The organism is Streptomyces sp. DvalAA-43 (assembly GCF_900091725.1).
GTDB classification, from domain to species: Bacteria; Actinomycetota; Actinomycetes; order Streptomycetales; family Streptomycetaceae; genus Streptomyces; species Streptomyces pulveraceus.
On the sequence record NZ_FMBW01000044.1, the window covers coordinates 331,381 to 356,027 of the forward strand.

Genomic DNA, 24,647 nt, shown 5'->3' on the forward strand with positions numbered 1-24,647 from the left:
CATTGCATTCATACGGCTATCTCGCGGCCCGGTCGTCGTCCCGAGGCAGCCTTCGTGAAGGCGGAGCCGAGCCGGCGAGGCGGGCTGGTGGTGCTCCACTACCGATCGATCGGTGGTTCAGGGATCAGAATCCTCGCCGCCGAAGAGGAGGGCGTCACGGTCCGTCGCCTCCTGACACCGTAGGCGCCCGGCGGTCCGGGCCGAGTTCGTCGCGACCGCTGGGCTGATCTCACCGGATGGTCCGGCCGTCGCCGGAACCCGTCCCCGATTGCGCTTGCTTCGAGTGCACTCCAAGGTTCTAGCGTGGAGGGCATGACGGTGATGGAGAGCACTTCGACGAAGGTGGACGTCTGCGCCGCGGCCCCGCAGGCGCATCCGCGTCCCGAGGGGCAGGACCGGTACACCATCAGTGAGGTCGTGGCCTTCACCGGGCTCACCGCGCACACCCTGCGCTGGTACGAGCGGATCGGGCTGATGCCGCACGTGGACCGGTCCCACACCGGCCAGCGCCGGTTCACCAACCGCGATCTGGACTGGCTGGCCTTCGTCGGCAAGCTGCGGCTGACCGGGATGCCGGTCGCCGACATGGTCCGGTACGCGGAGCTGCTGCGCGAGGGCGAGCACACCTTCGAGGAACGGCAGGAGCTGCTTGAGGCGACCCGCCGCGACGTGAGGTCGCGGATCGCGGAGCTCCAGGACACCCTCGCCGTGCTCGACCACAAGATCGACTTCTATGCGGGCGCCCGGCGGGCGCCGGAAAGGCCCTGTGCCTGATGACTGACGACAAGATCACCACCGTGGAGCTCGGCAACGGCGGCCCTCAGGTCGGCGTACAGGGGCTCGGCTGCATGGGCATGAGCGAGTTCTACGGGGACACCGACGAGTCCTCGGCCCGCGAGACCCTGGAGACGGCGCTGACGGCGGGCGTCACCCTCTTCGACACCGCGGACATCTACGGCAGCGGCGCCAACGAGACCTTCCTCGCCCCGTTCGTCGGGGCGCACCGGGACGAGATCACGCTCGCCACGAAGTTCGCCATAGAGCGCAAGGACGACGACCCGCACTACCGGGGCGTGCGCAACGACCCCGCGTACATCCGCAAGGCCGTCGAGGACAGCCTGCGACGGCTGGGCACCGATGTCATCGACCTCTACTACATGCACCGCCGCGACCCGGCCGTCCCGTTCGCCGAGTCCGTCGGGGCCATGGCGGAGCTGGTCCAGCAGGGCAAGGTCAAGCAGCTCGGGCTGAGCGAGGTGACCGGCGCGGAGCTGCGCGAGGCGCACGCGGTGCACCCGATCGCCGCCCTCCAGTCGGAGTGGTCGCTCTTCAGCCGGGACATCGAGCGCAGCGCCGTACCGGCCGCCGTCGAGCTCGGGGTGACCGTCGTGCCGTACTCGCCGCTCGGCCGGGGCTTCCTGACCGGGGCGTTCACGGACGCGGCCAAGGACCTGTCGAAGGGCGACTTCCGGCAGTTCCAGCCCCGCTTCACCGGCGACAACGCGAAGAAGAACGCCGCCCTGCTGGAGCCCGTCCACAAGATCGCGGCGGCGCACGGGGTGTCGGCCGCGCAGGTGGCACTCGCCTGGGTGCAGCAGCGGGCCCAGGTGCACGGGCTGACCGTGGTGCCGATCCCGGGCACCCGCAAGAGCAGCCGGCTGCTGGAGAACGTGGCCGCCACCCGGCTCACGCTGAGCGACGGGGAGCTGGCACAGCTGGAGCCGATCGCCGGGCTGGTGGCCGGGGACAGGTACCCGGACATGAGCTCGACGTCCGCCGCGCGCGAGTAGACAAGTCGCGAGTGGACAGGCCCTGTAGCCCGGGGCCCGCCGCACCCCACGGCCCCGGGCTACGGCGCCGTGGTGAATGATGGTGGCGACCTGCGGTACGGCAATGTTTATGCGAGGGGCGCGGCCATGCTATTCGTCGTCGTTGTTTCCGTTGTTCTCGTCGGCGGCAGCATTTCCTACATCGTGCATCTCTTCAGACGCGACAGCAGGATCCGGTCACAGGGGCGGGACATCCGGGCGCTGGTCGAGGACGTGCGTTTCCTCGGCTCGAACGACGGCGGATCCGCCAACATAAAGTACCGGCTCTCCTGGACCGAGAACGGTGTGACAAAGCAGGTGGAAGGCAGCGACACGGTGTCCGCCTTCTACTCGTCGCGGGTGCAGAAAGGCTGCGAGATCGACATCAAATACCTGGACGACAACAACATCATGTTCGTCTTCGACAAGTAGTCGAGTGGCCAAGTAGCGGCGACCTCACCCCTCGCCCGGCACCACCACCCCGGCCTCGTAGGCGAAGATCACCGCCTGCGCCCGGTCCCGCAGGTCCAGCTTGGCCAGCACCCGGCCGATATGCGTCTTCACCGTCTGCTCGGCCAGCACCAGCTTCCCCGCGATCTCCTGGTTGGACAGGCCCCGCGCGATCAGCTCCAGCACCTCCGTCTCGCGCGGAGTCAGCCCGTTCAGCCGCAGCGACTGGCCGCTCCGGGTGGCACCGGTCGGGCCCTGCCGGGCGAAGTCCGCGATCAGACGGCGCGTCACGGACGGCGCGAGCAGCGCCTCGCCCGCCGCGACCACCCGCACCGCCGAGATCAGGTCGGCCGGCGGCGCGTCCTTCAGCAGGAAGCCGGACGCCCCGGCGCGCAGCGCCTCGTACACGTAGTCGTCCACGTCGAACGTGGTGAGCATCAGGACCCTCGGCCGGTGCACCACCCCCAGCGGCGGGTTCAGCAGCTCACGGGCCGCCGCCAGGCCGTCCATCTCCGGCATCCGGACATCCATCAGCACCACGTCCGGGCGGGTGCTGCGGCCGACCTCGACGCCCTGGCGCCCGTCCGGCGCCTCACCGACCACCTCGATGTCGCTCTGCGCCGAGAGCAGCGCCGCGAACCCCGCCCGCACCATGGCCTGGTCGTCGACGATGATCACACGGATGGTCAAGAGTCCTCCGGGGCCTCGGGCGTGGCAGGGGTCAGCGGCAGCCGCGCGGCCACCCGGAAGCCGCCGTCCGGCAGCGGTCCGGTGTCCAGCGTGCCGCCGGTCAACCGTACGCGTTCACGCATCCCGACCAGGCCGTGCCCCGTGCCGGACGTCTCCAACGGCGAATCGGGTTGCTCCGCCCGGTCGTTGACCACCAGGACGGTCAGATGCGCGCCGTCGGAGGTGACCGATATCCGGGTCCGCGCGCCGGGCGCGTGCCGGATCACGTTGGCCAGCGCCTCCTGCACGATCCGGTACGCCGACACATCCACCGCCTGCGGCAGATCCGGCAGCCGGGCGGGGAGCGAGAGTTCGGCCGGCAGCCCCGCCCGCACCGTCGCCTCCACCAGCTGCTGCACCCGGTCGAGACCCGGCTGCGGGGCCCGCTCGCCCTCCGCGCCGTCGCTGCGCAGCACCGTCAGCAGCCGCCGCATCTCCGTCAGCGACTCCCGCGCGCTCGCGGCGATCGCCGCGAACTCCTCGTGCGCCTGCTCGGGCAGGTCGCTGATCCGGTACGGCGCGGAGTCGGCCTGGACCGTGATCACGGACATGTGGTGCGCCACCACGTCGTGCAGTTCCCGGGCGATCCTGGTGCGCTCCTCCAGCAGTGTGCGCTGCGCCCGCTCGGCCTCGCTGATGGTCTCCTGCTCGGCGAGCCGGCGCTGTGCGTCGCCCCGTTCCCGTACCACCGCACCGATCACCATGAACACCGCGCCGAACGCCGGAAGCAGTCCCGCGGTGCCGTTGCTGCGGTCCGTGCCGCCCAGGTGCAGGACCAGGCTCGCCACGGAGGTCAGCGCCCAGACGGAGATCGCGGTCCGGCGGGTCTCGCGCAGGGCCACCGCCAGCATCACGAAGAGGTAGCAGATCAGCGTCGGCGGCGGCCACGGCCAGATGCTCATCTGCGGGTCCGCGTACCGCAGCAGTACCAGCGCCCCCACGATGTCGGCGGGGAAGACGATCCACCACGCCTGCAACGGGCGGTGCGCCAGCATCAGCAGCGGCGCCGTCTGGGCGACGGTCAGCAGCCCGGCCAGCCCCTCGGCCATGCCGTATTCGTTGGTCAGCACATTGAGCGTGACCGGGACGAAGATCGCCGTGAGGATGAGGACGGCCGCGTACGGCAGCAGCCTCCGCCACCGTCTGGACGCGTTCGCGAGCGGGGGGACCGGGGGATGGGACGGGTGGGAGAGCCCGTGGGTGATCTCGCGCAGATTGCGGCGGGCGGCGCTCACCAGCCCGTCGGCGGCGGGCTGGGGGCGCGGCGGCGCCCCGGGGGGCGGGGCATGGGGCGGGGAAGTGGTCATGGCCGCCTCAGCGTAGGCAGCGGCCCGGCCCGGTGGCGTCATACCGGGGTTCCGGTTCGCCACCGGGCTTCTCGTACGGGGGTACTACGGGCCGATCGGGCCGACCGGCGGCGAGGCCCTACAACTCGGCCAGCAGCTGGGCCTTCTTGGCGCTGAACTCGTCGTCCGTCACCAGCCCGGCCAGGTGCAGCTCCCCGAGGTGCCGGATCCGCTCCGCGATGTCCGCGGGGTCGCGCCGCCCCGCGGACGCCAGGACGGCGGCGGGCACGGCGGCAGCTGAATGGTTCCTGCGCACCGATTCCAGCACGGCCGCGGCGAACGGCAGCGACTCGTGCACCGGGCCGTAGCCGAGGCCGAAGACCACCGCGGCCGGGTCCTGATCGGCCCGGGAGGGGCGGGGCGTCATCGGGTGCGGGCACCGCACCGCGCCCGGGTCCGTCACCAGGCCCGCACCACCACCGCTCCGGGCGGGCTCCGGGGCCGCGTTCTCCAGGCCCCTGGGCACCAGCCGCAGATAGCCCTCGAACGCCTCCGGCGAGCGCCACTCGACCCCGCTCAGCTCCGTCACCGGGAAGGTCTGGTCGCCGGCCTTCCACTTCGCCGTGGAGGCGCCCGTCCAGAACCAGCGGAAGGAGACCCGCTGCCCGTCGAAACCGGCCCGGCCGTCGTACGCCTTGAACTGCATCGGCGCCTCGGGTGCCGCGACCAGGAACCGCTCGGCGGGCTCCGTCGCGTCCGGGCCGAGCCGGGCCCGCAGCTCGTCCGCGTAGTACTCGGCCAGCGTCTCACGCTCGGCGGGGAGCACTAGCCGGTACGGATCGCAGCCGTCCTTCAGCTGCCCCGCCGCAGCCTCGACCAGCGGATCGGCACCAGGTCTCGGCACGGCATGCAGGACCACCGTGCCCCGCTTGCCCGGGGTCAGCGTCACCGACGACAGCGCCGCGTGCGGGACGCGTCGTTCCCGCAGACTCTGGAAGAGCTTCGGCGTGCGGATTCCCCGTTCGAAGCGGATGAGCACGGAGTCGGTGTCGAACTCCCAGGTGGCATGAATTCCGGCCAGCACATCACCCATGTGCCTCATCGTATGCGGCACTTGCCTCGTACGTCCCTCCTCGGCGCAGGCTGCGATTCGATGGTCCACCAGGGCCCCGCGCTCGTCAGATGCCCTGGCTTCCGGTGATTCGTTCGTGGCAGCCGCTGTCGGAGGCCGCGCAGCTCACCGACGCGTAGGCACCCACGCCGATGGCGGCGAAGTTGCCGAGGCTCTCGGTGCCCGGCTCGAAATAGCCACTGTGCCCGAGCGCGTCGCCCGCCGAGACGATGCGCGAGCCGAAGCCCGGGTCGACCGGGTCGGCCCCGTGTCCCAGGCCGCCGAGCTCCAGATTCGGCACGTCCTGGATCCAGTCGTCCCGGTCCCGCGTCGCCCATACCCGGGCCCCGGTACGCAACTGCGCGGCGTTCTCCACCCGCATGCCGGGGCTGCCGGCCACCGCGATGTCGCCGACCCTGGCGGGCAGTTCATGCGCGGCGACCCCGCACAGCACCGAGCCGTAGCTGTGGCAGAACAGCGAGACCGGGGCATCGCCGGGCAGCGCCTCCACCAGGGCCTTCAGCCGCACCGCCCCGCGCTCGGCGAGGTTGCCCAGGGCCGCGTCCATGCCGATGCCGGCGGGCGAGGTGTAGTCGGCCCAGGCGATGACGGCGGTACGGGTCCTGGGGAACGCGGCGCGCTCCGCCGCGTACAGCGACTTCGCCATGCCGACCGGGGCGGCGTTCACCTTGGGCGCGGACCGCTCCAGCGTCAGCAGGCTGGTGTCGACGCCGGGGACGATCACCGAGATCCGGTCGGCCCGGTCGAGACTGCCGAACACCTCGGCGGCGCGGCCCTTCCCGGACGGGTCGAAGGCGAGGAAGTGGCGGCCGGGGGCGAGCATCGAATCGAGACGGTTCATCCGGCGGACCGCCTCGGCGCGGCCGTCCGGGGAGAGCCGCACATCGTGCATGCGTCGCTGCTCGACCTGCCGCGCCTGCGCCACGGCCCGCCGGTTGGCGCGGTAGCGCAGGGTGACCGGGGCGCCGTTCAGATTGCCCACGACCAAGGGGTACTTGTCGGCGAGCGCGGTGCGCTGCGCGGCCGTCAGCGTGGCGAAGAAGTGGGCCAGCCGGTACGGCGGGGCATCGGCGTCCGGCAGCGCATGACCCGCCACCCGGCCCCGCGCCCAGGCGGCGAGTGCGATCGTGCGTGGCTCGTCGGAGGGTTGGTGACGTACGGCGGTCCAGCCAGTGGTCGCCAGCATCACGAACACGACCGCGACGGCGAGCAGCGCGCGCCATGCGGTGAGCGTGGGGGAGGAGTCGAAGGAAGTCACTCAGGCCCACATTAGGAGACGCGCGACGACAGCCGTGAAGAGGGTGACACACATCACTCGGCTGCGGGGAATTCGGGCGCGCACTCTTCACGCTGTGTGGTCGTCACCCGCACGCTCAGGTGCGCGAAGTGGTCCCGGGAGGTCGCATGTGGCCGCCGGGGCACGGCTGTTGTGAAGTCGGTCATGCCGGGCTCTGAGGCGTGCGGCACACCTGAGGGGCGCCCGCGCGGCCATTGCGCGCCGGATCCCGTCCGCGCGGCCATGTTGCGCCGGACCCCGCCCGCGCGGCTATTGCGCGCCGCGTCCCGTCCGCCAGTCGCCGGCCAGTGCGGGCCCGAGCTGGTCCAGGTACGCCTCGGTCAGGGCGCGCAGCGAATCCACATCGGAGTCCCGGCCCCGCCCCCAGAGCTGCCCGGACACCCGCATCACCCCGCAGAACGCGGCCACCGCGACCCTCGGCCGGGGGTCCTCGTCCACATCGAGCCCCTCGCGCCCGGCGATCAGCAGCGCGACCTGGTTCTCCAGATCGCTGCACCGCCGCAGGTGGGCGGCGAGCAGCGAGGGCGTCGACTCGATCATCCGGTACGTACGCATGTGGAGTTCGACCGTGACGGTCTCCTCGATCACCTCGCCGAGGCTGTTCCAGGCGCAGAGGACCGCGTTGCGCATCGCCTCGAACGGGGCCTCGGCGGCGGGGCGCCGGCGCAGCTGCGCGAGGAAGTGCGACTCCACCATCTCCTGGATGGCGAAGGCGGCCTCCTCCTTGGAGGCGAAGTAGCGGAAGAAGGTGCGCTGGGAGACCTCCACGGCGTCGACGATCTCGTCGACCGTGGTCCGCTCGTACCCCTGCGTGGTGAAGAGGTCGAGGGCGGCGTGCAACAGGGCGTCCCGGGTGCGTCGCTTCTTCCGTTCGCGCAGTCCGGTCGGATACGCGGCCCGCTGCCCATCGGTCACTTAACTGGCCTTCTTTCTCCTGCTTTGTCCAGCTCAGCGTACCTGTGAGCTACGTGACAGTTACCGACTTGTGAAATGGTTTGTCAACTGTCAGCGACTGACACTAATGTCCCGGGCATGACTAGTCAGACCACCGTCGACAAGGCGTCGCGGGAGCCGCAGGAAACCGCCGCTCCCGCACCTGCCAAGGGGCTGCGCGGCCACCCCTGGCTGACGCTCTTCTCCGTGGCCATCGGCGTGATGATGGTCGCGCTCGACGGCACGATCGTCGCGATCGCCAACCCCGCCATCCAGCACGATCTGAACGCCTCGCTCGCAGACGTCCAGTGGATCACCAACGGCTACATGCTCGCCCTCGCGGTCTCCCTGATCACCGCGGGCAAACTCGGTGACCGGTTCGGTCACCGCCAGACCTTCCTCATAGGCGTCGTGGGCTTCGCCGCGGCGTCCGGGGCCATCGGCCTGTCCGACAGCGTTGCCCTGGTGATCGTATTCCGGGTGCTCCAGGGCCTCTTCGGCGCCCTGCTGATGCCCGCCGCGCTCGGCCTGCTGCGCGCCACCTTCCCGGCCGAGAAGCTGAACATGGCGATCGGCATCTGGGGCATGGTGATCGGTGCCTCGACCGCGGGTGGTCCGATCCTCGGCGGCGTGCTCGTCGAGCACGTCAGCTGGCAGTCCGTCTTCTTCATCAACGTGCCGGTCGGTGTGATCGCGCTGCTGCTGGGCCTGGTGATCCTCAAGGACCACCGCGCCGAGAACGCGCCGCGCTCCTTCGACATCGGCGGCATCGTGCTGCTGTCGCAGGCGATGTTCTGCCTGATCTGGGCACTCATCAAGGGCTCCGAATGGGGCTGGGGCGACTACAAGACGCTCGGTTTCCTGGGCGCCGCCGTGGCCCTGTTCGTGGTCTTCGCCCTCTCGCAGAAGAACGTCAGGGAACCCCTGATCCCGCTGGCGATGTTCCGCTCCGTCCCGCTGTCCGCGGGCGCGGTCCTGATGGTGCTGATGGCCTTCGCGTTCATGGGCGGGCTGTTCTTCGTCACCTTCTACCTCCAGAACGTGCACGGGCTGAGCCCCGTCGACAGCGGTCTGCACCTGCTGCCGCTGACCGGCATGATGATCGTCGCCTCGCCGCTCGCGGGCGCCATGATCACCAAGTTCGGCCCGCGGGTCCCGCTGGTCGGCGGCATGGTGTGCACGGCGGTCGCCATGTTCGGCATGTCCCAGCTGGAGATCGGCACCGGCACCCTGACCATGTCGATCTGGTTCGGCCTGCTCGGCCTCGGCCTCGCCCCGGTGATGGTCGGCGCCACCGAGGTCATCGTCGGCAACGCCCCGATGGAGCTCTCCGGCGTCGCCGGCGGCCTCCAGCAGGCCGCCATGCAGGTCGGCGGCAGCCTCGGCACGGCGGTGCTCGGCGCCGTCATGGCCTCCCAGGTCGACTCCAAGCTGGCCGACAACTGGAAGGCGGCGGAGCTCCCGCCGCTCAGCCCGCAGCAGCTGGACCAGGCGTCCTCGGCCGTCGAGGTCGGCATCCCGCCGGTCGACGGGAACGTCCCGCCGGAGATCGCGGGGAAGATCGCGGGCGTCGCCCATGACACCTTCGTGTCAGGGATGAGCACGGCGTTCATGGTCGCCGGTGTCGTCGCGGTGGTCGCCGCGCTGGTCGCCACCCTCACCAAGCGCGGTGCGAACGCCGAGGCGGGCATGGGCGGCGGTCACATCTGACCGCCCGCCCCGATGACCCGGGCCCCGCGCCCACCCGTCAACGCGGCGCGTACGACAGCCCCGCCGGACCCGTCCGGCGGGGCTGTCGCCTATCCGGGTGGCGCACTCCCCGGCCCCTTCCCCGGGCATTGCCGCGCAGGTCAGGGTGCGTGCAACTGATTCGCACCACCACGGGGGTACTTCCATGCGCACGACCGTCCTCACCACCACCCTGGCCGCAGCCGCGCTCGCCGCCACCGCGCTCGTCCCACAGACCGCCGCCCACTCCGCGCCCGTCGGGCTCGGCTCCTGTGCGGCCGGTCAGCTCTGCCTCTGGGACCAGCCGGACTTCACCGGCACCCGCCGGACCCACGAGCTGTCCACGACCGACATCGAGAGCTGCGTCCCGCTGCCCAGGGGCAGCAAGGTCCAGGCGCTCGCCAACCGCACCGGCCGCCCCGTCACCACGTACCAGTCGGCGGAGTGCGCCGAGACCGGCGAGTTCGAGACCTACCCGGGCGGCGGCACCTGGGTGCCCCGGTCCCCGTACCAGGTCAGGGCCTTCAAGATCTGGGAGAACTGACCGAGGGCCGGAGCACCGGGCACCGGCCGCGGACGCCGAAGGGCGGCGGGACCTCCCGGTCCCGCCGCCCTTCACACGTCGTCCGTCGCGGCTACGCGTCGCCGCCGGCCGCGCCCGGCTCGGCCGCCGTGACATCCAGCAGCTCGTACCGGTCGATGGCCTTCTTCAGCAGCGAGCGGTCGATCCGGTTCTCCTTCGCGAGCTCGGTGAGCACCGCGAGGACGATCGACTGCGCGTCGATGTGGAAGAACCGGCGGGCCGCACCACGGGTGTCGGCGAAGCCGAAGCCGTCCGCACCCAGCGACTGGTACGCACCGGGCACCCAGCGCGCGATCTGGTCCGGCACCGAACGCATCCAGTCCGAGACCGCCACGAACGGACCCTCGGAGCCGGAGAGCTTCCGCGTCACGTACGGGACGCGCTGCTCCTCCTCCGGGTGCAGCAGGTTGTACCGCTCCACGTCCACGGCCTCGCGGCGCAGCTCGTTCCAGGAGGTCGCCGACCAGACGTCCGCCCGGACGTTCCACTCGTCGGCGAGGATCCGCTGCGCCTCGACGGCCCACGGGACCGCCACACCGGACGCCATGATCTGGGCCGGGATCTCGCCCCGGTCGGCCGCCTTGAAGCGGTAGACACCCTTGAGGATGCCCTCCACGTCCACGTTCTCCGGCTCGGCCGGGTGCTGGATCGGCTCGTTGTAGACGGTGAGGTAATAGAAGACGTCCTCACTGTTCTCGCCGTACATCCGCCGCAGACCGTCCTTGACGATGTGCGCGATCTCGTACCCGAACGCCGGGTCGTACGCGACACAGCCCGGGTTGGTCGAGGCGAGCAGCTGCGAGTGGCCGTCCGCGTGCTGGAGACCCTCACCGGTCAGCGTCGTACGTCCGGCGGTCGCACCCAGCACGAAGCCGCGCGCGAGCTGGTCGGCCATCTGCCAGAACTGGTCACCCGTGCGCTGGAAACCGAACATCGAGTAGAAGACGTACACCGGGATCAGCGGCTCGCCGTGCGTGGCGTACGCCGAACCGGCGGCGATCAGCGACGCCGTGCAGCCGGCCTCCGAGATGCCGTCGTGCAGCATCTGACCGGTCGGCGACTCCTTGTACGCGAGCAGCAGATCACGGTCCACCGCTTCGTACTGCTGACCCAGCGGGTTGTAGATCTTCGCGCTCGGGAAGAAGGCGTCCATGCCGAAGGTGCGGTACTCATCGGGCGCGATCAGCACGAAACGCTTGCCGATCTCCTTGTCCCGCATGAGGTCTTTCAGGATGCGGACGAACGCCATGGTGGTGGCGATCGACTGCTGACCCGAACCCTTCTTCGCGGTCGCGTACGTCTTGTCCTCGGGCAGGACCAGCGGCTTGGCACGCACCACCCGGGTCGGGACGTAACCGCCCAGACCCTTGCGGCGGTCGTGCATGTACTGGATCTCCTCCGAGTCACGGCCCGGGTGGTAGTACGGCGGCAGGCCGTCCTCCAGCTGCTTGTCCGTGATCGGGATGTGCAGCCGGTCGCGGAACCGCTTGAGGTCCTCGACCGTGAGCTTCTTCATCTGGTGGGTCGCGTTGCGGCCCTCGAAGTTCGGCCCCAGGGTCCAGCCCTTGACCGTCTGCGCCAGGATCACCGTCGGCTGGCCCTTGTGGGCCTTGGCCGCCGCGTACGCCGCGTAGACCTTCTTGTGGTCGTGACCGCCGCGGCCCAGGTGCAGGATCTGGTCGTCGGTCATGTCCTTGACCATGTCGCGCAGCCGCGGGTCGTCCCCGAAGAAGTGGTCACGGATGTACGCGCCCGACTCGGTGGCGTACGTCTGGAACTGGCCGTCCGGCGTGGTGTTCAGCTTGTTGACCAGGATGCCCGTGCGGTCCTGCGCGAGCAGCGGGTCCCAGGAGCGGTCCCAGACCAGCTTGATGACATTCCAACCGGCACCGCGGAACTGCGACTCCAGCTCCTGGATGATCTTGCCGTTGCCGCGCACCGGGCCGTCGAGCCGCTGGAGGTTGCAGTTGACCACGAAGGTGAGGTTGTCCAGACCCTCGCGGGCGGCGATGGAGAGCTGGCCGAGCGACTCCGGCTCGTCCATCTCGCCGTCGCCCAGATAGGCCCAGACGTGGGACTTGGAGGTGTCGGCGATGCCGCGCGCCTCCATGTAGCGGTTCATCCGGGCCTGGTAGATCGCGCCGAGGGGGCCGAGGCCCATCGAGACGGTCGGGAACTCCCAGAAGTCCGGCATCAGCCGCGGGTGCGGGTAGCTGGACAGGCCGTTGGGCGCCTTCGACTTCTCCTGGCGGAAGGCGTCGAGCTGCGCCTCGCTGAGCCGGTCGAGCAGATAGGCGCGGGCGTAGATGCCCGGGGACGCGTGCCCCTGGAAGAAGATCTGGTCGCCGCCCAGGCCGTCGTCCTTGCCGCGGAAGAAGTGGTTGAAGCCCACGTCGTACAGCGAGGCCGAGGAGGCGAAGGTGGCGATGTGGCCGCCGACCCCGATCCCGGGGCGCTGGGCGCGCGACACCATCACGGCCGCGTTCCAGCGGGTCGCGTTGAGGACCTTGCGCTCGATCTCCTCGTCGCCGGGGAAGAACGGCTCGTCCTTCGTGGCGATCGTGTTCACGTAGTCCGTACTGCGCATCTCCGGCACGGCGACGCGCTTCTCGCGCGCCCGCTCGATGAGCCGGAGCATCAGATAACGGGCCCGCTCGCGGCCTCGCTCGTCGACCGCGGCGTCGAGCGAGTCGAGCCATTCCTGGGTCTCTTCGGGATCGAAGTCCGGGACCTGGCTCGGCAGGCCGCCAATGATGATCGGGTTGCGATCGGATCCGGAAGCCACGCTGTTCCTTCGCTGTTCGGTGGTGCTCTACGGGGCCTGATGGAGGGAGAACATGCCCCCGGGATGTATGCAAGTACGCCATCACCATCGTGTACCGCGAGGGCGTAAACGTCATCTCTACCGGGGGGTAACCGCCGTGTGGTGAGACATCGCGTACGGCGCGCGGGGATGGTCCGGGCCAAACCGCAACCATACGCCCAACCCGTCCAGGCGTTCCCAAAGGATGTTCGACTCCGAATGGCGGACCGAAACGGCATAAGCTGTGGAAGGACGTAAAGGGTGTGGAAGGAAGCGCAGGGCCCCCGCAGGGGGCCCGCCGACAGTGCGGCGACGTGGCAGGGAACGTCACCGTTTAGGCGGTCTCGCACGCCGGGTACTTGCGCGATCCGCCGCTCCCGTGTGGACTACGGCCAACGCCCCGCGCACGCGCGTGGCTGATGCATTTTCCGAAACATGATCAGGAGGCAACCCGTGAGCGCGACCGCGGACCACGCGGAGGAGCGGACCAACCCGGCAGCACGCCTGGGGTTCGAGCCCGGACAGGTGGTCCAGGAGATCGGCTACGACGACGACGTCGAGCAGGAGCTCCGTGAGGGCATTGAGGCCACAATCGGCCAGGATCTCGTCGATGAGGACTACGACGACGTCGCAGACGTCGTCCTGCTGTGGTTCCGCGACGAGGACGGCGACCTTACGGACGCGCTGGTGGATGCCATTGGTCTGCTCGAGGACGGCGGTACGGTCTGGCTGATGACGCCGAAGACCGGCCGTGACGGATACGTCGAGCCGAGCGACATCAACGAGGCAGCACAGACGGCCGGTCTCTCCCAGACCAGGAGCGTCAACGCGGGCAAGGATTGGGCGGGCAGCCGTCTGGCCACGCCCAAGCGCTGAACCACGCTCGCCACGCATTTCGCCCTGAAGGCCCCCGACGGCACCGCGCCGCCGGGGGCCTTCGTATGAGCCGGCGGGTGACCGCGACCTCTTCGTATGAGCCGCCGGGTGATCGCGGCCTTCGTGCGAGCCGCTGGGCGGCCGGGAGCGCCGGGGTGTCCCGTGCGGGCGCTGCATGGCCCGCCGCGGGCTCTGCGTAGGGTGGGAGCCACCCGGACGGCCCAGCCCGGTGAACGTAGCGAAGGGACGCTTTTCATGGCGATCGAGGTCGGCACCAAGGCCCCGGATTTCGAGCTCAAGGACAACCACGGCCGGACCGTGAAGCTCTCCGACTTCCGCGGCGAGAAGAACGTCGTCCTGCTGTTCTACCCGTTCGCCTTCACGGGCGTCTGCACGGGTGAGCTCTGCGCGCTCCGCGACGAACTGCCGAAGTTCGAGAACGACGACACCCAGCTCCTCGCCGTCTCCAACGACTCCATCCACACCCTGCGCGTCTTCGCCGAGCAGGAGGGCCTGGAGTATCCGCTGGTCTCCGACTTCTGGCCGCACGGCGAGACCTCGCGGGCCTACGGTGTCTTCGACGAGGAGAAGGGCTGCGCGGTGCGCGGCACCTTCATCATCGACAAGGAGGGCGTGGTGCGCTGGGCCGTCGTCAACGGTCTGCCCGACGCACGCGACCTCAACGAGTACATCAAGGCGCTCGACGCGCTCTGAGCCGGTAACGGCTGATCCGCGGGTGACCCGGCGAAAAGCCTGCTTCGCCGGGAACCGGTCACTAGGATCCAGTCGTTGATCGGATGCCAACGCAACGTGGAGGCGCCGGCGCCCGCCGGCCCCCAAGGAACCCAATGGGAGGACTCGTGGGAGTCAGCCTCAGCAAGGGCGGCAACGTCTCGCTGACCAAGGCCGCGCCCAACCTGACCGCGGTCGTCGTCGGTCTCGGCTGGGACGCCCGCACCACCACCGGTGGTGACTTCGACCTCGACGCCAGCGCCCTGCTGACGAACGCCGCGGGCAAGGTCGGCAGCGACGGTAACTTCGTCTTCTTCAACAACCTCAAGAGCCCCGACGGTTCCGTCGAGCACACCGGTGACAACCTCACCGGTGAGGGCGAGGGCGACGACGAGGTCATCAAGGTCAACCTGGCCGGCGTCCCGGCCGATGTCGACAAGATCGTCTTCCCGGTCTCGATCTACGAGGCCGAGACCCGGCAGCAGAGCTTCGGCCAGGTGCGCAACGCGTACATCCGCGTGGTCAACCAGGCCGACAACAGCGAGCTGGCCCGCTACGACCTGAGCGAGGACGCCTCGACGGAGACGGCCATGGTCTTCGGCGAGCTGTACCGCAACGGGGCGGAGTGGAAGTTCCGCGCCATCGGTCAGGGGTACGCCTCGGGGCTGCGCGGCATCGCGCAGGACTTCGGCGTCAACGTCTGAGAAGGCGCGACCGGGCCGGGCCACCTGGGCGCGGCCCGGTCACGCCCGCATGAATCCGTCCGGCGCCGCACTCCTGTGCGGCGCCGGACGCGCTCGACAGACGGCCCGGGGCTCCAACGGCCCGACGGGTCCGCGACGGACGGCCCGGGGCTTCCAACGGCCCGACGGGCCCGGCAGACGGTTCAACGACTCGGGGAGGACACACACCATGGGCGTCACGCTCGCCAAGGGAGGCAATGTCTCCCTCTCCAAGGCCGCACCCAACCTCACCCAGGTGCTGGTCGGGCTCGGCTGGGACGCACGGTCCACCACGGGCGCCGACTTCGACCTCGACGCCAGCGCACTGCTGTGCCAGTCGGGCCGAGTGCTCGGCGACGAGTGGTTCGTGTTCTACAACAACCTCACGAGCCCCGACGGCTCCGTGGAGCACACCGGCGACAACCTCACGGGCGAGGGCGAGGGCGACGACGAATCGGTCATCGTGAACCTCACCCAGGTACCGGCGCACTGCGACAAGATCGTTTTCCCGGTCTCCATCCATGACGCCGACAACCGGGGCCAGACCTTCGGCCAGGTCAGCAATGCGTTCATTCGCGTGGTCAACCAGGCGGACGGTCAGGAACTCGCGCGATACGACCTCAGCGAGGACGCCTCGACGGAAACCGCGATGATCTTCGGCGAGCTCTATCGGTACAACGGCGAGTGGAAGTTCCGCGCAGTGGGACAGGGGTACGCGTCCGGTCTGCGCGGCATCGCTCTAGACTTCGGGGTCAACGTTTCGTAAAGCCGCGCACGGCGCGGGGGAGCCCCGTACTCGCGGGAGACCCGTTACATACACGATGGGGTAGCCAGTGCTTCTGAAAACCTTCGGCTGGTCGTTCGCGATTACCGCGCTCGGCCTGGTCGCAGCTGTGATCTACGGGGGGTGGGAAGCCTTCGGGGTCGTTGCGATTCTTTCCGTCCTGGAGATCTCGCTGTCCTTCGACAATGCGGTGGTCAACGCCGGAATCCTGAAGAAGATGAATGCCTTCTGGCAGAAGATCTTCCTCACGGTCGGCGTGCTCATCGCGGTCTTCGGTATGCGGCTGGTGTTCCCCGTCGTGATCGTGGCCATCACCGCCAAACTGGGGCCGATCGAAGCGGTCGACCTTTCGTTCAACCAGCCCGACCGCTACCAGGAACTGGTCACGGACGCCCACCCGGCGATTGCCGCCTTCGGTGGCATGTTCCTGCTGATGATCTTCCTCGACTTCATTTTCGAGGACCGTGACATCCAGTGGCTGCGCTGGATCGAGCGTCCGCTCGCCAAGCTCGGCAAGGTCGACATGCTGTCGGTCTGCATCGCGCTGATCGTGCTGCTGATCGCGGCCATGACCTTCGCGACCAACGCGCACCAGCACGGCGGCGGTCACGCGGACAAGGCCGAAACGGTCCTGCTCGCCGGTGTCGCCGGTCTGATCACGTACCTCATCGTCGGTGGTCTCTCCGGCTTCTTCGAGGACAAGCTGGAGGAGGAGGAAGAGCGCGAGAACGAGGCCGAGGAGGAAGCGAAGAAGAGCGGCAAGAAGGTCTCGGCGGTCGTACTCGCCGGCAAGGCCGCGTTCTTCATGTTCCTCTACCTGGAAGTGCTCGACGCGTCCTTCTCGTTCGACGGTGTCATCGGCGCCTTCGCCATCACCAACAACATCGTGCTGATGGCCCTCGGCCTCGGTATCGGCGCCATGTACGTCCGTTCGCTCACGGTCTACCTGGTCCGTCAGGGCACGCTCGACGACTACGTCTACCTGGAGCACGGCGCCCACTACGCCATCGGCGCGCTGGCCGTGATCCTGCTCGTCACCATCCAGTACCAGATCAACGAGCTCATCACCGGCCTCGTCGGTGTCGTGCTGATCGCCTGGTCCTTCTGGTCCTCGGTCCGGCGCAACAAGGCCCTGGAGGCCGAGGGCGGCGACGCGGGTTCCAAGGCGGAAGTCCCGTCCGGGGTGTGACCCGGTAGGGATTGAGGAACGCTCTCAGCGGGGCGGTCCGTGAGGCAACGGTTCTCCGGAGACATCCGGGCCCGGCCCCGCGGCCGCCCCGCAGTGATGTGGGCGTCCCCGGCGAGAGCCGGGGCGGCCGCGGGCCGGGGCACTTTTCTACATGTGTGGGGGTTGGGGATGGCGTTCTGGGACAATCTGCGGCCGCGGCGGGAGGCGCAGTTCGAGTCGGGCAATTCGGCGACGAGCTCCATCGTGCTCTCGCGTCGGCACTCCACGATCTCGCTGACCAAGCAGGGCGCGCTGACCGGCAATCTGCGGGTCAACCTCTCCTGGCAGATGCGCACGTCGGACATCATGGGCCGTTCGCGCCAGAGCGGCCGGCTGCTGCGGCCCCTGTCGCTCTTCAAGCCCGAAGTGGTCCAGGCCCACACCCAGGGCATGGTCAACGTCGACCTGGACCTGGGCTGCATGTACGAGCTGAAGGACGGCACCAAGGGTGTGGTCCAGCCGCTGGGCAACCTCATCGGCGACCTGAACGCGCCGCCGTACATCCGGCTCAGCGGGGACGACCGCTTCGGGGCGCCGTCGGGTGAGACCGTCTACGTCAATCTCGACCAGCGCGACCAGATCAAACGGCTGCTGTTCTTCGTCTACATCTACGACCAGACGCCGGCCTTCGACCGTACGCACGCCAAGGTGACGCTCTACCCGGGCAACGGCCCGCGGATCGAGATCGAACTCGACGAGCACGCCCCGGAGGCCCGTTCCTGTGCCGTGTTCACGGTGGACAACGTCAAGGGCGACCTGATCGTGCGGCGCGAGGTGAAGTTCGTGTACGGGTTCCAGTCGGAGCTGGACCGGTTGTACGGCTTCGGCATGCAGTGGGGGCGCGGCTACAAGACCCGGACCTGAGCGACGCCCGGGAGCGTGGCCTCCACGGGGGCAGCGGCGCCTGCGGAGCGGTCCGGGGCCGTTCTTCCCTTCCCCAGGACTTCTTCAGGACCTCCTGAGGAAGCCCTGAGGACCTCTTCAGGACCTCTTCAGGACCTCTTCAGGACCGCACGAACTGCGGTCCCTGCGGCGGCAGCACGAAATTCGGGTCCGGCGCGGGCGCCGCGGCCGCGGCGGGCTGCGGATAGCCGTAGGCCGGCGGCGCGGCGGGCTGTGGGTAGCCGTACGCGGGCTGGGGAGCGGGCCGGGCCGCGGCGGGCTGCGGATAGCCGTACGCGGGCTGCTGGTGCTGGACCGTGGTCTGCGCGTCCGGGCCGGGCGCGGCCAGGGGGAAGTCGGGCGCGGCCGGAGGGAAGTCGGGTGCGGGCGGGAACCCGGGCGCCATCATCGGCTCGGGCGCGGGAGCCGCCGCGTGCGACGGGGCGGGCTCCGGTTCGGCCGCGGTCTCGTCGACCGAGATGCCGAAGGCGGTCGCCAGACCGACCAGCCCGGTCGGGTAGCCCTGTCCCACGGCCCGGAATTTCCAGCCATCGCCGCGGCGGTAGAGCTCGCCGCAGATGATCGCCGTCTCCTCGCCGGTTTCCGGCCGCACGTCGAAGACCGCGAGCGGATCCCCGTCGGCCGCCGCCGCGTCGTACAGCAGGATGCGCAGATCGTGCACCTGAGCGAATGCGGCTCCGTCGGAGGACGCGGCGACGACCACCTGCTCGACCGAGGCGTCGAGCCCGGCCAGATCGGCCTCGATGGTGTCCGTGAGCCCCTCGGGGACGCTCCGCTTCGGCAGCCGTCGTACCAGGCCGGAGGGGTGGCGGGGCTGGTTGTAGAAGACGAAGTCCTCGTCCGAGCGCACGCGGCCACCGGCTCCGAGCAGCAGTGCCGAGGCGTCCACGTCCGGAACTCCGGTGCCCGGGGTCCAGCGCAGCACGGCCCGTACGGCCATGGCGTCCAGAGGGACGTTCGAGCCTTTCACCATCGCGTGCGTCATGCCGGTCATCCTGCCTGCTGGTCGGCCGCGCGGACAACGCGGGGGTCGTACCGGGTGTCCCGGTGTCGTAGCGGAAGCACGGGGTCCGCGGCGCTCGCACCCGTCGGGAAATGGACGAGTTACCCGGAATTCATGCACGTGGGGAACTCTTGACACCCGATCGTACGTACTATTACCGGCCATGCATTGTCCGGCCGGTCAGGCAGTTCGGGGGAGTTACATGCGTCATTTCGGGCATATCGCGCCCGCTGTCAGGGAGGGCCTGTTCTTCCAGGAGCCCTGCGAGTTCGGTCCGGATTCCCCGGCCCGGGTGCTCGCGGCTGCCCTGGGGGCGACCCTGTACAGCCCGGCCACCCGGCCGAGACTCGCCGACGACGTCATCAAGCAGGCCGGGCGCGGTGTGGTCTCCATGGTGTTGTGCCTGGAGGATTCGATCGACGACTCCGAGGTCGTCGACGCCGAGGAGAACCTGGTCAGACAGTTCGCCGAGCTCGACGCGCGCGATGCCGATCTGCCGCTGCTCTTCATCCGGGTCCGGGAGCCGGGCCAGATAGGCGACCTGGTGCACCGGCTCGGCGCCACCGGCCGGATGTTGTCCGGTTTTGTACTTCCAAAGTTCACGGAAGACCGTGGCGTTCCTTTCATGGAAGCGCTCGCCGACGCCGAGAGGGCGTGCGGGCGGCGCCTGTTCGCGATGCCCGTTCTCGAATCTCCCGAGCTGCTGCATCTGGAGACCCGCGTGGCGACGCTCCAGGGAATAGCCCGCACCGTCGACAAGTACCGCGAGCGGGTGCTCGCACTGCGGCTCGGCGTCACCGACTTCTGCTCGGCGTACGGACTGCGCAGGGCGCCCGACATGACGGCGTACGACGTGCAGATCGTCGGCTCCGTGATCGCCGACGTGGTCAATGTGCTGGGCCGCTCGGACGGCACCGGCTTCACGATCACCGGACCGGTGTGGGAGTACTTCCGGCTCCAGGAGCGCATGTTCAAACCCCAGCTGCGCAGCAGCCCCTTCCTGGCGGGCCGGGCCGAGGAGCTGCGCACGGCGCTGATCGAGCACGATCTGGACGGCCTGCTGCGCGAGATCGAGCTCGACCGGGCCAACGGCCTGCTCGGCAAGACCTGCATCCACCCGTCGCACGTCGCGCCCGTGCACGCGCTGTCCGTGGTCAGCCACGAGGAGTTCAGCGACGCGGAGGACATCCTGCGGCCGGAGCGCGGCGGCGGTGGCGTCATGCGTTCCGCGTACACGAACAAGATGAACGAGGTGAAGCCGCACCGCGCCTGGGCCGAGCGGACCCTGTTGCGGGCCGAGGTCTTCGGCGTGGCCAGGCAGGACGTCGGCTTCGTGGAGCTGCTGGCCGCCGGTCTCGCCGAATGAGCGCGGGGCGGGGCACGAGCGTGTCCCGCCGAGTGGGCGCGGGATGAACGGCAGAGCCGGACGAACGGCGACGGCAGAGAAGGAGACGGCGAACGTGGTGTGGTCGGGCAGCTGGGTGGCGGAGCGACTGGGCGTCGAGCTCGTCGGTGACGGGAAGCCGGACGGCGACAGGGAGCTGAAGGACCTGCTGGGCCTCGCCCTGCGCCGCAACCCCAAGCGGGCCCACCTCCTCGTGTCGAACGTGCTCGGCAAGCACGTGCCGCAGAAGCCCTCCGTGGTGTACGGCGCCGGATTCGAGCTCGGCCGGAAGGTGCGCGCGCTGCTCGGTGACGCCGAGGCGCGCCGGGCCGTCGTGCTCGGCTACGCGGAGACGGCCACCGGTCTCGGCCACGCGGTCGCCGACGGGCTGGGCGTGGCGCCGTACCTCCACTCGACGCGCCGCCCCGTCGAGGGCGTGGCGCGGGCGGGCGGCTTCGAGGAGTCCCACTCGCACGCCACCTCCCATCTGCTGCTCCCGGAGGACCCGGACCTGCTGGCGGGCGACCTCGGTCCGGCACCCTTGCCGGGCGCTGTCTCCGATGCGCCGCTGGTGCTGGTGGACGACGAGTTCTCCACGGGCAACACCGTGCTCAACACCATCCGCGCCCTGCACGAGCGGTATCCGCGGAGCCGTTACGCCATCGTCGCCCTGGTGGACATGCGGTCACCGGCCGACCGGGGGCGGCTGGCCGAGTTCGCCGCGGAGATCGGCGCCCGCGTCGACCTCGTCGCGCGCAGCTCGGGCACGGTGACCCTCCCGGAGGGCGTCCTGGAGAAGGGCCGGGCACTGGTCGCCGCGCATGACGGGGCGGGTTCCGCCGCACACGACGGGGGCGGTTCGGCCGCGCATGACGGGGCGGGTTCCGCCGCTCCCCGGCCGGTCGCCGGGCAGGGGTCCCGGCCCTGCGCCCGGGTGGACCTCCAGTGGCCCGCCGGCGTGCCCGACGGCGGACGGCACGGCTTCACCCCCGCCCATCGGGCAGTCCTGGAGCAGGCCCTCCCCGCCATGGCCGCCCGTATCGCCGAAGCGCTGGGCGACGACGCCCGCCGCGTACTGATCCTCGGCTTCGAGGAGCTGATGTACGCCCCCCTGCGGCTGGGCACGGCCCTGGAGGACCGCACCGACGCCGAGGTGCGCTACTCCACCACCACGCGTTCCCCCGTCCTCGCCGTCGACGACCCGGGCTACGCGATACGGACCCGGCTGGTCTTCCCGGCCCACGACGACCCGGCCGACGGGCCCGGCGACCGGTACGCGTACAACGTCGCGGGCGCCGGCTTCGACGCCGTGGTACTCGTCGTCGACTCCACCGCCGACACCCCCGGACTCCACGCCCCCGACGGGCTGCTGGCGCAGCTCGCCGCGCACACCGGCCACGTGGTGCTCGCGGTCGTCCCCTCGTACGTCCCGTCGCACCCCCCGGCGGACCCCACCGAACGGCAGGAACCCCCCGTGCTGCCCGAGCCCCTCCGCGGCCCCGCCTTCTCCTCCTACGCGCCGGACGAGGTCGGCTGGCTGCTCCAGGACCTCTCGGACACCGAGCTGGAGGCGCCCACGGAGGAGCGCGAGGAGGCGATACAGAGCGGTGGCGCGCACTACGCCGAGTCGCTGCCCGTCGAGTACCAGCCGTCCGCCCACTACCAGAGCCTGTTCAAGGCGGCGCTGGAGCTGTCGGCCGCCCGCGTCGCCCGCGCCGTGGGCACCGTCACCGAGACGGTCCTCGCCGAGCGCACCCCCCGCCCGGTCCTGGTCTCGCTCGCCAGGGCCGGCACGCCCGTGGGCGTCCTCATGCGCCGCTGGGCCCGGCACCGGCACGGAGTCGATCTGCCGCACTACGCCGTCTCCATCGTGCGGGGCCGCGGCATCGACGCCAACGCCCTGCGCTGGCTGGCCGCCCACCACGACCCGGCGGACGTGGTCTTCGTCGACGGCTGGACCGGCAAGGGCGCGATCACCCGTGAACTGTCGGCGGCGCTCGCCGAGTTCGAGGGCTTCGACCCCGAGATCGCGGTTCTGGCCGACCCGGGCGGCTGCGTCCGCACCTATGGCACCCGCGAGGACTTCCTCATCCCTTCCGCCTGCCTCAACTCCACCGTCTCCGGGCTGATCTCGCGGACCGTCCTCCGCTCCGACCTGGTGGGCCCCGAGGACTTCCACGGCGCGAAATTCTACCGGGAGCTCGCGGACACCGATGTGTCCGGCCATTTCCTCGACACTGTCGCCGCCCACTTCGACGAGGTCGTCGACGCCGTGGACGCCGAGGTCAAGGAACTGCTCGCGGCCGACCGCGCGCCCACCTGGGAGGGCTGGGCCGCCGTCGAGCGCATCAGCGAGGAGTACGGCATCCATGACGTGAACCTCGTCAAGCCGGGCGTCGGCGAGACGACCCGGGTGCTGCTGCGCCGCGTCCCGTGGAAGATCCTCGCCAAGCGCGGCGCGGGCGCGGACCTCGAACACATCCGGCTGCTGGCCGAGCAGCGGGGCGTACCGGTGGAGGAGGTCGACGAACTCCCGTACAGCTGCGTCGGTCTGATCCACCCGAAGTACACCAGGGGTGCGACCGGCGCGGACGGCAAGGCGGTGGAGTCGCAGTGACCACGTCGACGCCCCCGACCACATCTGCTACCGCTACGGCATCCGCTTCCGCTTCCGGTCCGGCCGCCGCCCCCGTGACGCTCGTCGCCAGCGACCTCGACCGCACCCTGATCTACTCCGCGGCGGCGCTCCGCCTCACCATGCCGGACGCCGAGGCCCCCCGGCTGCTCTGCGTGGAGGTGTACGACCACAAGCCGCTCTCCTACCTGACGGAGACGGCCGCGGCGCTGCTCGACGAGCTGGCCCGCGCCACGGTCTTCGTCCCGACTACCACCCGCACCCGCGAGCAGTACGGACGCATCCAGCTGCCCGGCCCCGCACCGCGCTTCGCGATCTGCGCCAACGGGGGACACCTGCTCGTCGACGGCGAGTCCGACCCCGACTGGCAGCGGCGGGTGGCCCGCAGGCTCGCCGACGAGTGCGCCTCCCTCGCCGAGGTCCGCGCCCACCTCCTGGCCGCGGCCGACCCCGCCTGGCTGCTCAAGGAACGGGTCGCCGAGGACCTCTTCGCCTATCTCGTCGTGGAACGCACGCTGCTGCCCGAGGGCTGGGTCGAGGAACTGGGCACGTGGGCGCGGACGCGTGGCTGGACGGTCTCCCTCCAGGGCCGCAAGATCTACGCCGTTCCGGGCCCGCTCACCAAGAGCGCCGCCATGACCGAGGTGGCCCGGCGCACCGGCGCCACGCTCACCCTCGCCGCCGGGGACAGCCTCCTCGACGCCGATCTGCTCCTCGCCGCCGACCGCGCCTGGCGCCCGGCCCACGGCGAACTGGCCGATACCGGCTGGAGCGCCCCGCACACCGAGGTCACGGCCGCGCAGGGCGTGGCAGCGGGTGAGGAGATCCTTCGGCACTTCCTCCGGGCCGCGGGCGAGGGAAGATCGTCCTGACGCCGGACGCGGCGAGGGAAGATCGTCCGGATGTCGGACGCAGGCGTGCCGGCCGATCGACGCACGAGGAGCGCGGGATGACCAAGGGCAACGAAACCAAGATCACGGACGAGCTGTACGCGTACATGCTGGCGCACAACCCGCCGCTCGACGCGGTGCAGCGCGAGCTCGTCGAGACCACGTACGCACGGCTGCCCGAGCACGCCGGGATGCAGTCGGCCGAGGAGCAGGGGCCGCTGCTCGCCTTCCTGGTACGGCTGACGGGGGCCCGGCACATCGTGGAGGTCGGGACGTTCACCGGCTTCTCCGCCCTGTCGATGGCGCAGGCGCTGCCCGTCGACGGACGGCTGATCGCCTGCGACGTCTCGGAGGAGTGGACCGCCTACGGCCGGGAGGCGTGGGAGAAGGCGGGCGTCGCGGACCGGATCGAGCTCCGGATCGCCCCCGCGCTCGACACACTGCGGGCGATGCCGGCCGAGCCGCACATCGACCTCGCCTACCTGGACGCGGACAAGGCCAACTACATCCCGTACTGGGAGGAGCTGGTGCCGAGGATGCGGCAGGGCGGTCTCGTCGTCACGGACAACGTGCTCTTCCACGGCAGGGTGACCGACCCGGGGGCGACCGGCGGAGCGGCGGCGATCAAGGAGTTCAACGAGCACGTGGCCGCCGACCCGCGGATGGACAGCGTGCTGCTGACCGTGTCGGACGGCCTGACGCTTTCCCGTAAGCGGTAGAGGAGAGGCAGCGGCAGCCGAC

22 protein-coding genes are annotated in these 24,647 nt (G+C 70.2%); 15 read left to right on the plus strand and 7 right to left on the minus strand.

Annotation, left to right across the window (positions count from 1 at the left end):
* Positions 1-312 precede the first annotated feature (312 nt).
* From GA0115234_RS18315 to GA0115234_RS18325, 3 genes are all read left to right on the plus strand, one after another.
* Complete coding sequence (locus GA0115234_RS18315) at positions 313-774, plus strand: MerR family transcriptional regulator (RefSeq protein WP_093542953.1); 462 nt, start codon at positions 313-315, stop codon at positions 772-774.
* Complete coding sequence (locus tag GA0115234_RS18320) at positions 774-1,790, plus strand: aldo/keto reductase (protein WP_093542955.1); 1,017 nt, start codon at positions 774-776, stop codon at positions 1,788-1,790. Before GA0115234_RS18315 ends, GA0115234_RS18320 begins: the two co-directional genes overlap by 1 nt.
* A gap of 69 nt (positions 1,791-1,859) precedes the next feature.
* Entirely contained in the window at positions 1,860-2,240 is a 381-nt protein-coding gene (locus GA0115234_RS18325) for a hypothetical protein (RefSeq protein ID WP_256088745.1), read from the plus strand.
* A 24-nt stretch (positions 2,241-2,264) separates the two neighbouring features.
* Here GA0115234_RS18325 and GA0115234_RS18330 read toward each other — a convergent pair whose 3' ends face one another.
* The 5 genes from GA0115234_RS18330 to GA0115234_RS18350 form a co-directional block, all read right to left on the minus strand.
* On the minus strand, positions 2,265-2,948 hold the full coding sequence (locus tag GA0115234_RS18330) for a response regulator (RefSeq protein WP_093542958.1): 684 nt from the start codon (positions 2,946-2,948) through the stop codon (positions 2,265-2,267).
* A complete protein-coding gene (locus GA0115234_RS18335; protein WP_176729196.1) occupies positions 2,945-4,294 on the minus strand; it encodes a sensor histidine kinase in 1,350 nt (449 codons plus the stop codon). The genes GA0115234_RS18330 and GA0115234_RS18335 overlap by 4 nt, the downstream gene beginning before the upstream one ends.
* Before the next feature lie 118 nt (positions 4,295-4,412).
* Positions 4,413-5,366 (minus strand): DUF4429 domain-containing protein, encoded by a 954-nt coding sequence (locus tag GA0115234_RS18340; protein WP_093542962.1) that lies wholly within the window; start codon positions 5,364-5,366, stop codon positions 4,413-4,415.
* Between the two features lie 85 nt (positions 5,367-5,451).
* Positions 5,452-6,663, minus strand: coding sequence for an alpha/beta hydrolase (locus GA0115234_RS18345; protein WP_093542964.1), 1,212 nt, complete (start codon positions 6,661-6,663; stop codon positions 5,452-5,454).
* A 288-nt stretch (positions 6,664-6,951) separates the two neighbouring features.
* Positions 6,952-7,617: a TetR family transcriptional regulator gene (locus GA0115234_RS18350; protein ID WP_093542966.1), complete on the minus strand. Its 666-nt coding sequence runs from the start codon at positions 7,615-7,617 to the stop codon at positions 6,952-6,954.
* A gap of 117 nt (positions 7,618-7,734) precedes the next feature.
* Here GA0115234_RS18350 and GA0115234_RS18355 point away from each other — a divergent pair, with 117 nt between their 5' ends.
* On the plus strand, positions 7,735-9,345 hold the full coding sequence (locus tag GA0115234_RS18355) for an MFS transporter (RefSeq protein WP_093542968.1): 1,611 nt from the start codon (positions 7,735-7,737) through the stop codon (positions 9,343-9,345).
* Between the two features lie 184 nt (positions 9,346-9,529).
* Entirely contained in the window at positions 9,530-9,907 is a 378-nt protein-coding gene (locus GA0115234_RS18360) for a peptidase inhibitor family I36 protein (protein ID WP_093542970.1), read from the plus strand.
* Positions 9,908-9,998: 91 nt separating this feature from the next.
* Here the strand turns inward: GA0115234_RS18360 and aceE are convergent, their stop codons facing one another.
* Positions 9,999-12,731: a pyruvate dehydrogenase (acetyl-transferring), homodimeric type gene (gene aceE / locus GA0115234_RS18365; protein WP_093542972.1), complete on the minus strand. Its 2,733-nt coding sequence runs from the start codon at positions 12,729-12,731 to the stop codon at positions 9,999-10,001.
* A gap of 471 nt (positions 12,732-13,202) precedes the next feature.
* On the opposite strand from aceE, the gene GA0115234_RS18370 reads away from it, so the two are divergent.
* The 6 genes from GA0115234_RS18370 to GA0115234_RS18395 all read left to right on the plus strand — a co-directional run bounded on the left by GA0115234_RS18370 (position 13,203) and on the right by GA0115234_RS18395 (position 17,955).
* Complete coding sequence (locus GA0115234_RS18370; RefSeq protein WP_093542974.1) at positions 13,203-13,625, plus strand: DUF3052 domain-containing protein; 423 nt, start codon at positions 13,203-13,205, stop codon at positions 13,623-13,625.
* Positions 13,626-13,880: 255 nt separating this feature from the next.
* The gene (locus GA0115234_RS18375; RefSeq protein WP_093542976.1) at positions 13,881-14,339 is read left to right on the plus strand and encodes a peroxiredoxin; all 459 of its coding nucleotides are present in this window, start codon (positions 13,881-13,883) and stop codon (positions 14,337-14,339) included.
* 146 nt (positions 14,340-14,485) lie between these two features.
* Positions 14,486-15,061 (plus strand): TerD family protein, encoded by a 576-nt coding sequence (locus GA0115234_RS18380; protein WP_093543377.1) that lies wholly within the window; start codon positions 14,486-14,488, stop codon positions 15,059-15,061.
* Between the two features lie 208 nt (positions 15,062-15,269).
* Positions 15,270-15,845, plus strand: coding sequence for a TerD family protein (locus tag GA0115234_RS18385; RefSeq protein WP_093542977.1), 576 nt, complete (start codon positions 15,270-15,272; stop codon positions 15,843-15,845).
* A 67-nt stretch (positions 15,846-15,912) separates the two neighbouring features.
* Complete coding sequence (locus GA0115234_RS18390) at positions 15,913-17,052, plus strand: DUF475 domain-containing protein (RefSeq protein WP_093542978.1); 1,140 nt, start codon at positions 15,913-15,915, stop codon at positions 17,050-17,052.
* Positions 17,053-17,220: 168 nt separating this feature from the next.
* Entirely contained in the window at positions 17,221-17,955 is a 735-nt protein-coding gene (locus GA0115234_RS18395) for a TerD family protein (protein WP_093542980.1), read from the plus strand.
* 139 nt (positions 17,956-18,094) lie between these two features.
* On the opposite strand, the gene GA0115234_RS18400 is transcribed toward GA0115234_RS18395, so the two are convergent.
* Positions 18,095-18,979 carry a TerD family protein gene (locus tag GA0115234_RS18400; RefSeq protein ID WP_093542982.1) on the minus strand — a complete coding sequence of 295 codons (885 nt, stop codon included), beginning with the start codon at positions 18,977-18,979 and terminating at the stop codon, positions 18,095-18,097.
* Positions 18,980-19,199: 220 nt separating this feature from the next.
* On the opposite strand from GA0115234_RS18400, the gene GA0115234_RS18405 reads away from it, so the two are divergent.
* The 4 genes from GA0115234_RS18405 (at position 19,200) to GA0115234_RS18420 (ending at position 24,625) form a co-directional block, all read left to right on the plus strand.
* Positions 19,200-20,363: an HpcH/HpaI aldolase/citrate lyase family protein gene (locus GA0115234_RS18405; protein WP_093542983.1), complete on the plus strand. Its 1,164-nt coding sequence runs from the start codon at positions 19,200-19,202 to the stop codon at positions 20,361-20,363.
* A 43-nt stretch (positions 20,364-20,406) separates the two neighbouring features.
* Entirely contained in the window at positions 20,407-22,998 is a 2,592-nt protein-coding gene (locus GA0115234_RS18410; RefSeq protein ID WP_093542985.1) for a phosphoribosyltransferase, read from the plus strand.
* A 74-nt stretch (positions 22,999-23,072) separates the two neighbouring features.
* A complete protein-coding gene (locus GA0115234_RS18415) occupies positions 23,073-23,888 on the plus strand; it encodes an HAD family hydrolase (protein ID WP_093542986.1) in 816 nt (271 codons plus the stop codon).
* Positions 23,889-23,965: 77 nt separating this feature from the next.
* Positions 23,966-24,625, plus strand: coding sequence for an O-methyltransferase (locus GA0115234_RS18420; protein WP_093542988.1), 660 nt, complete (start codon positions 23,966-23,968; stop codon positions 24,623-24,625).
* Positions 24,626-24,647: the final 22 nt, after the last annotated feature.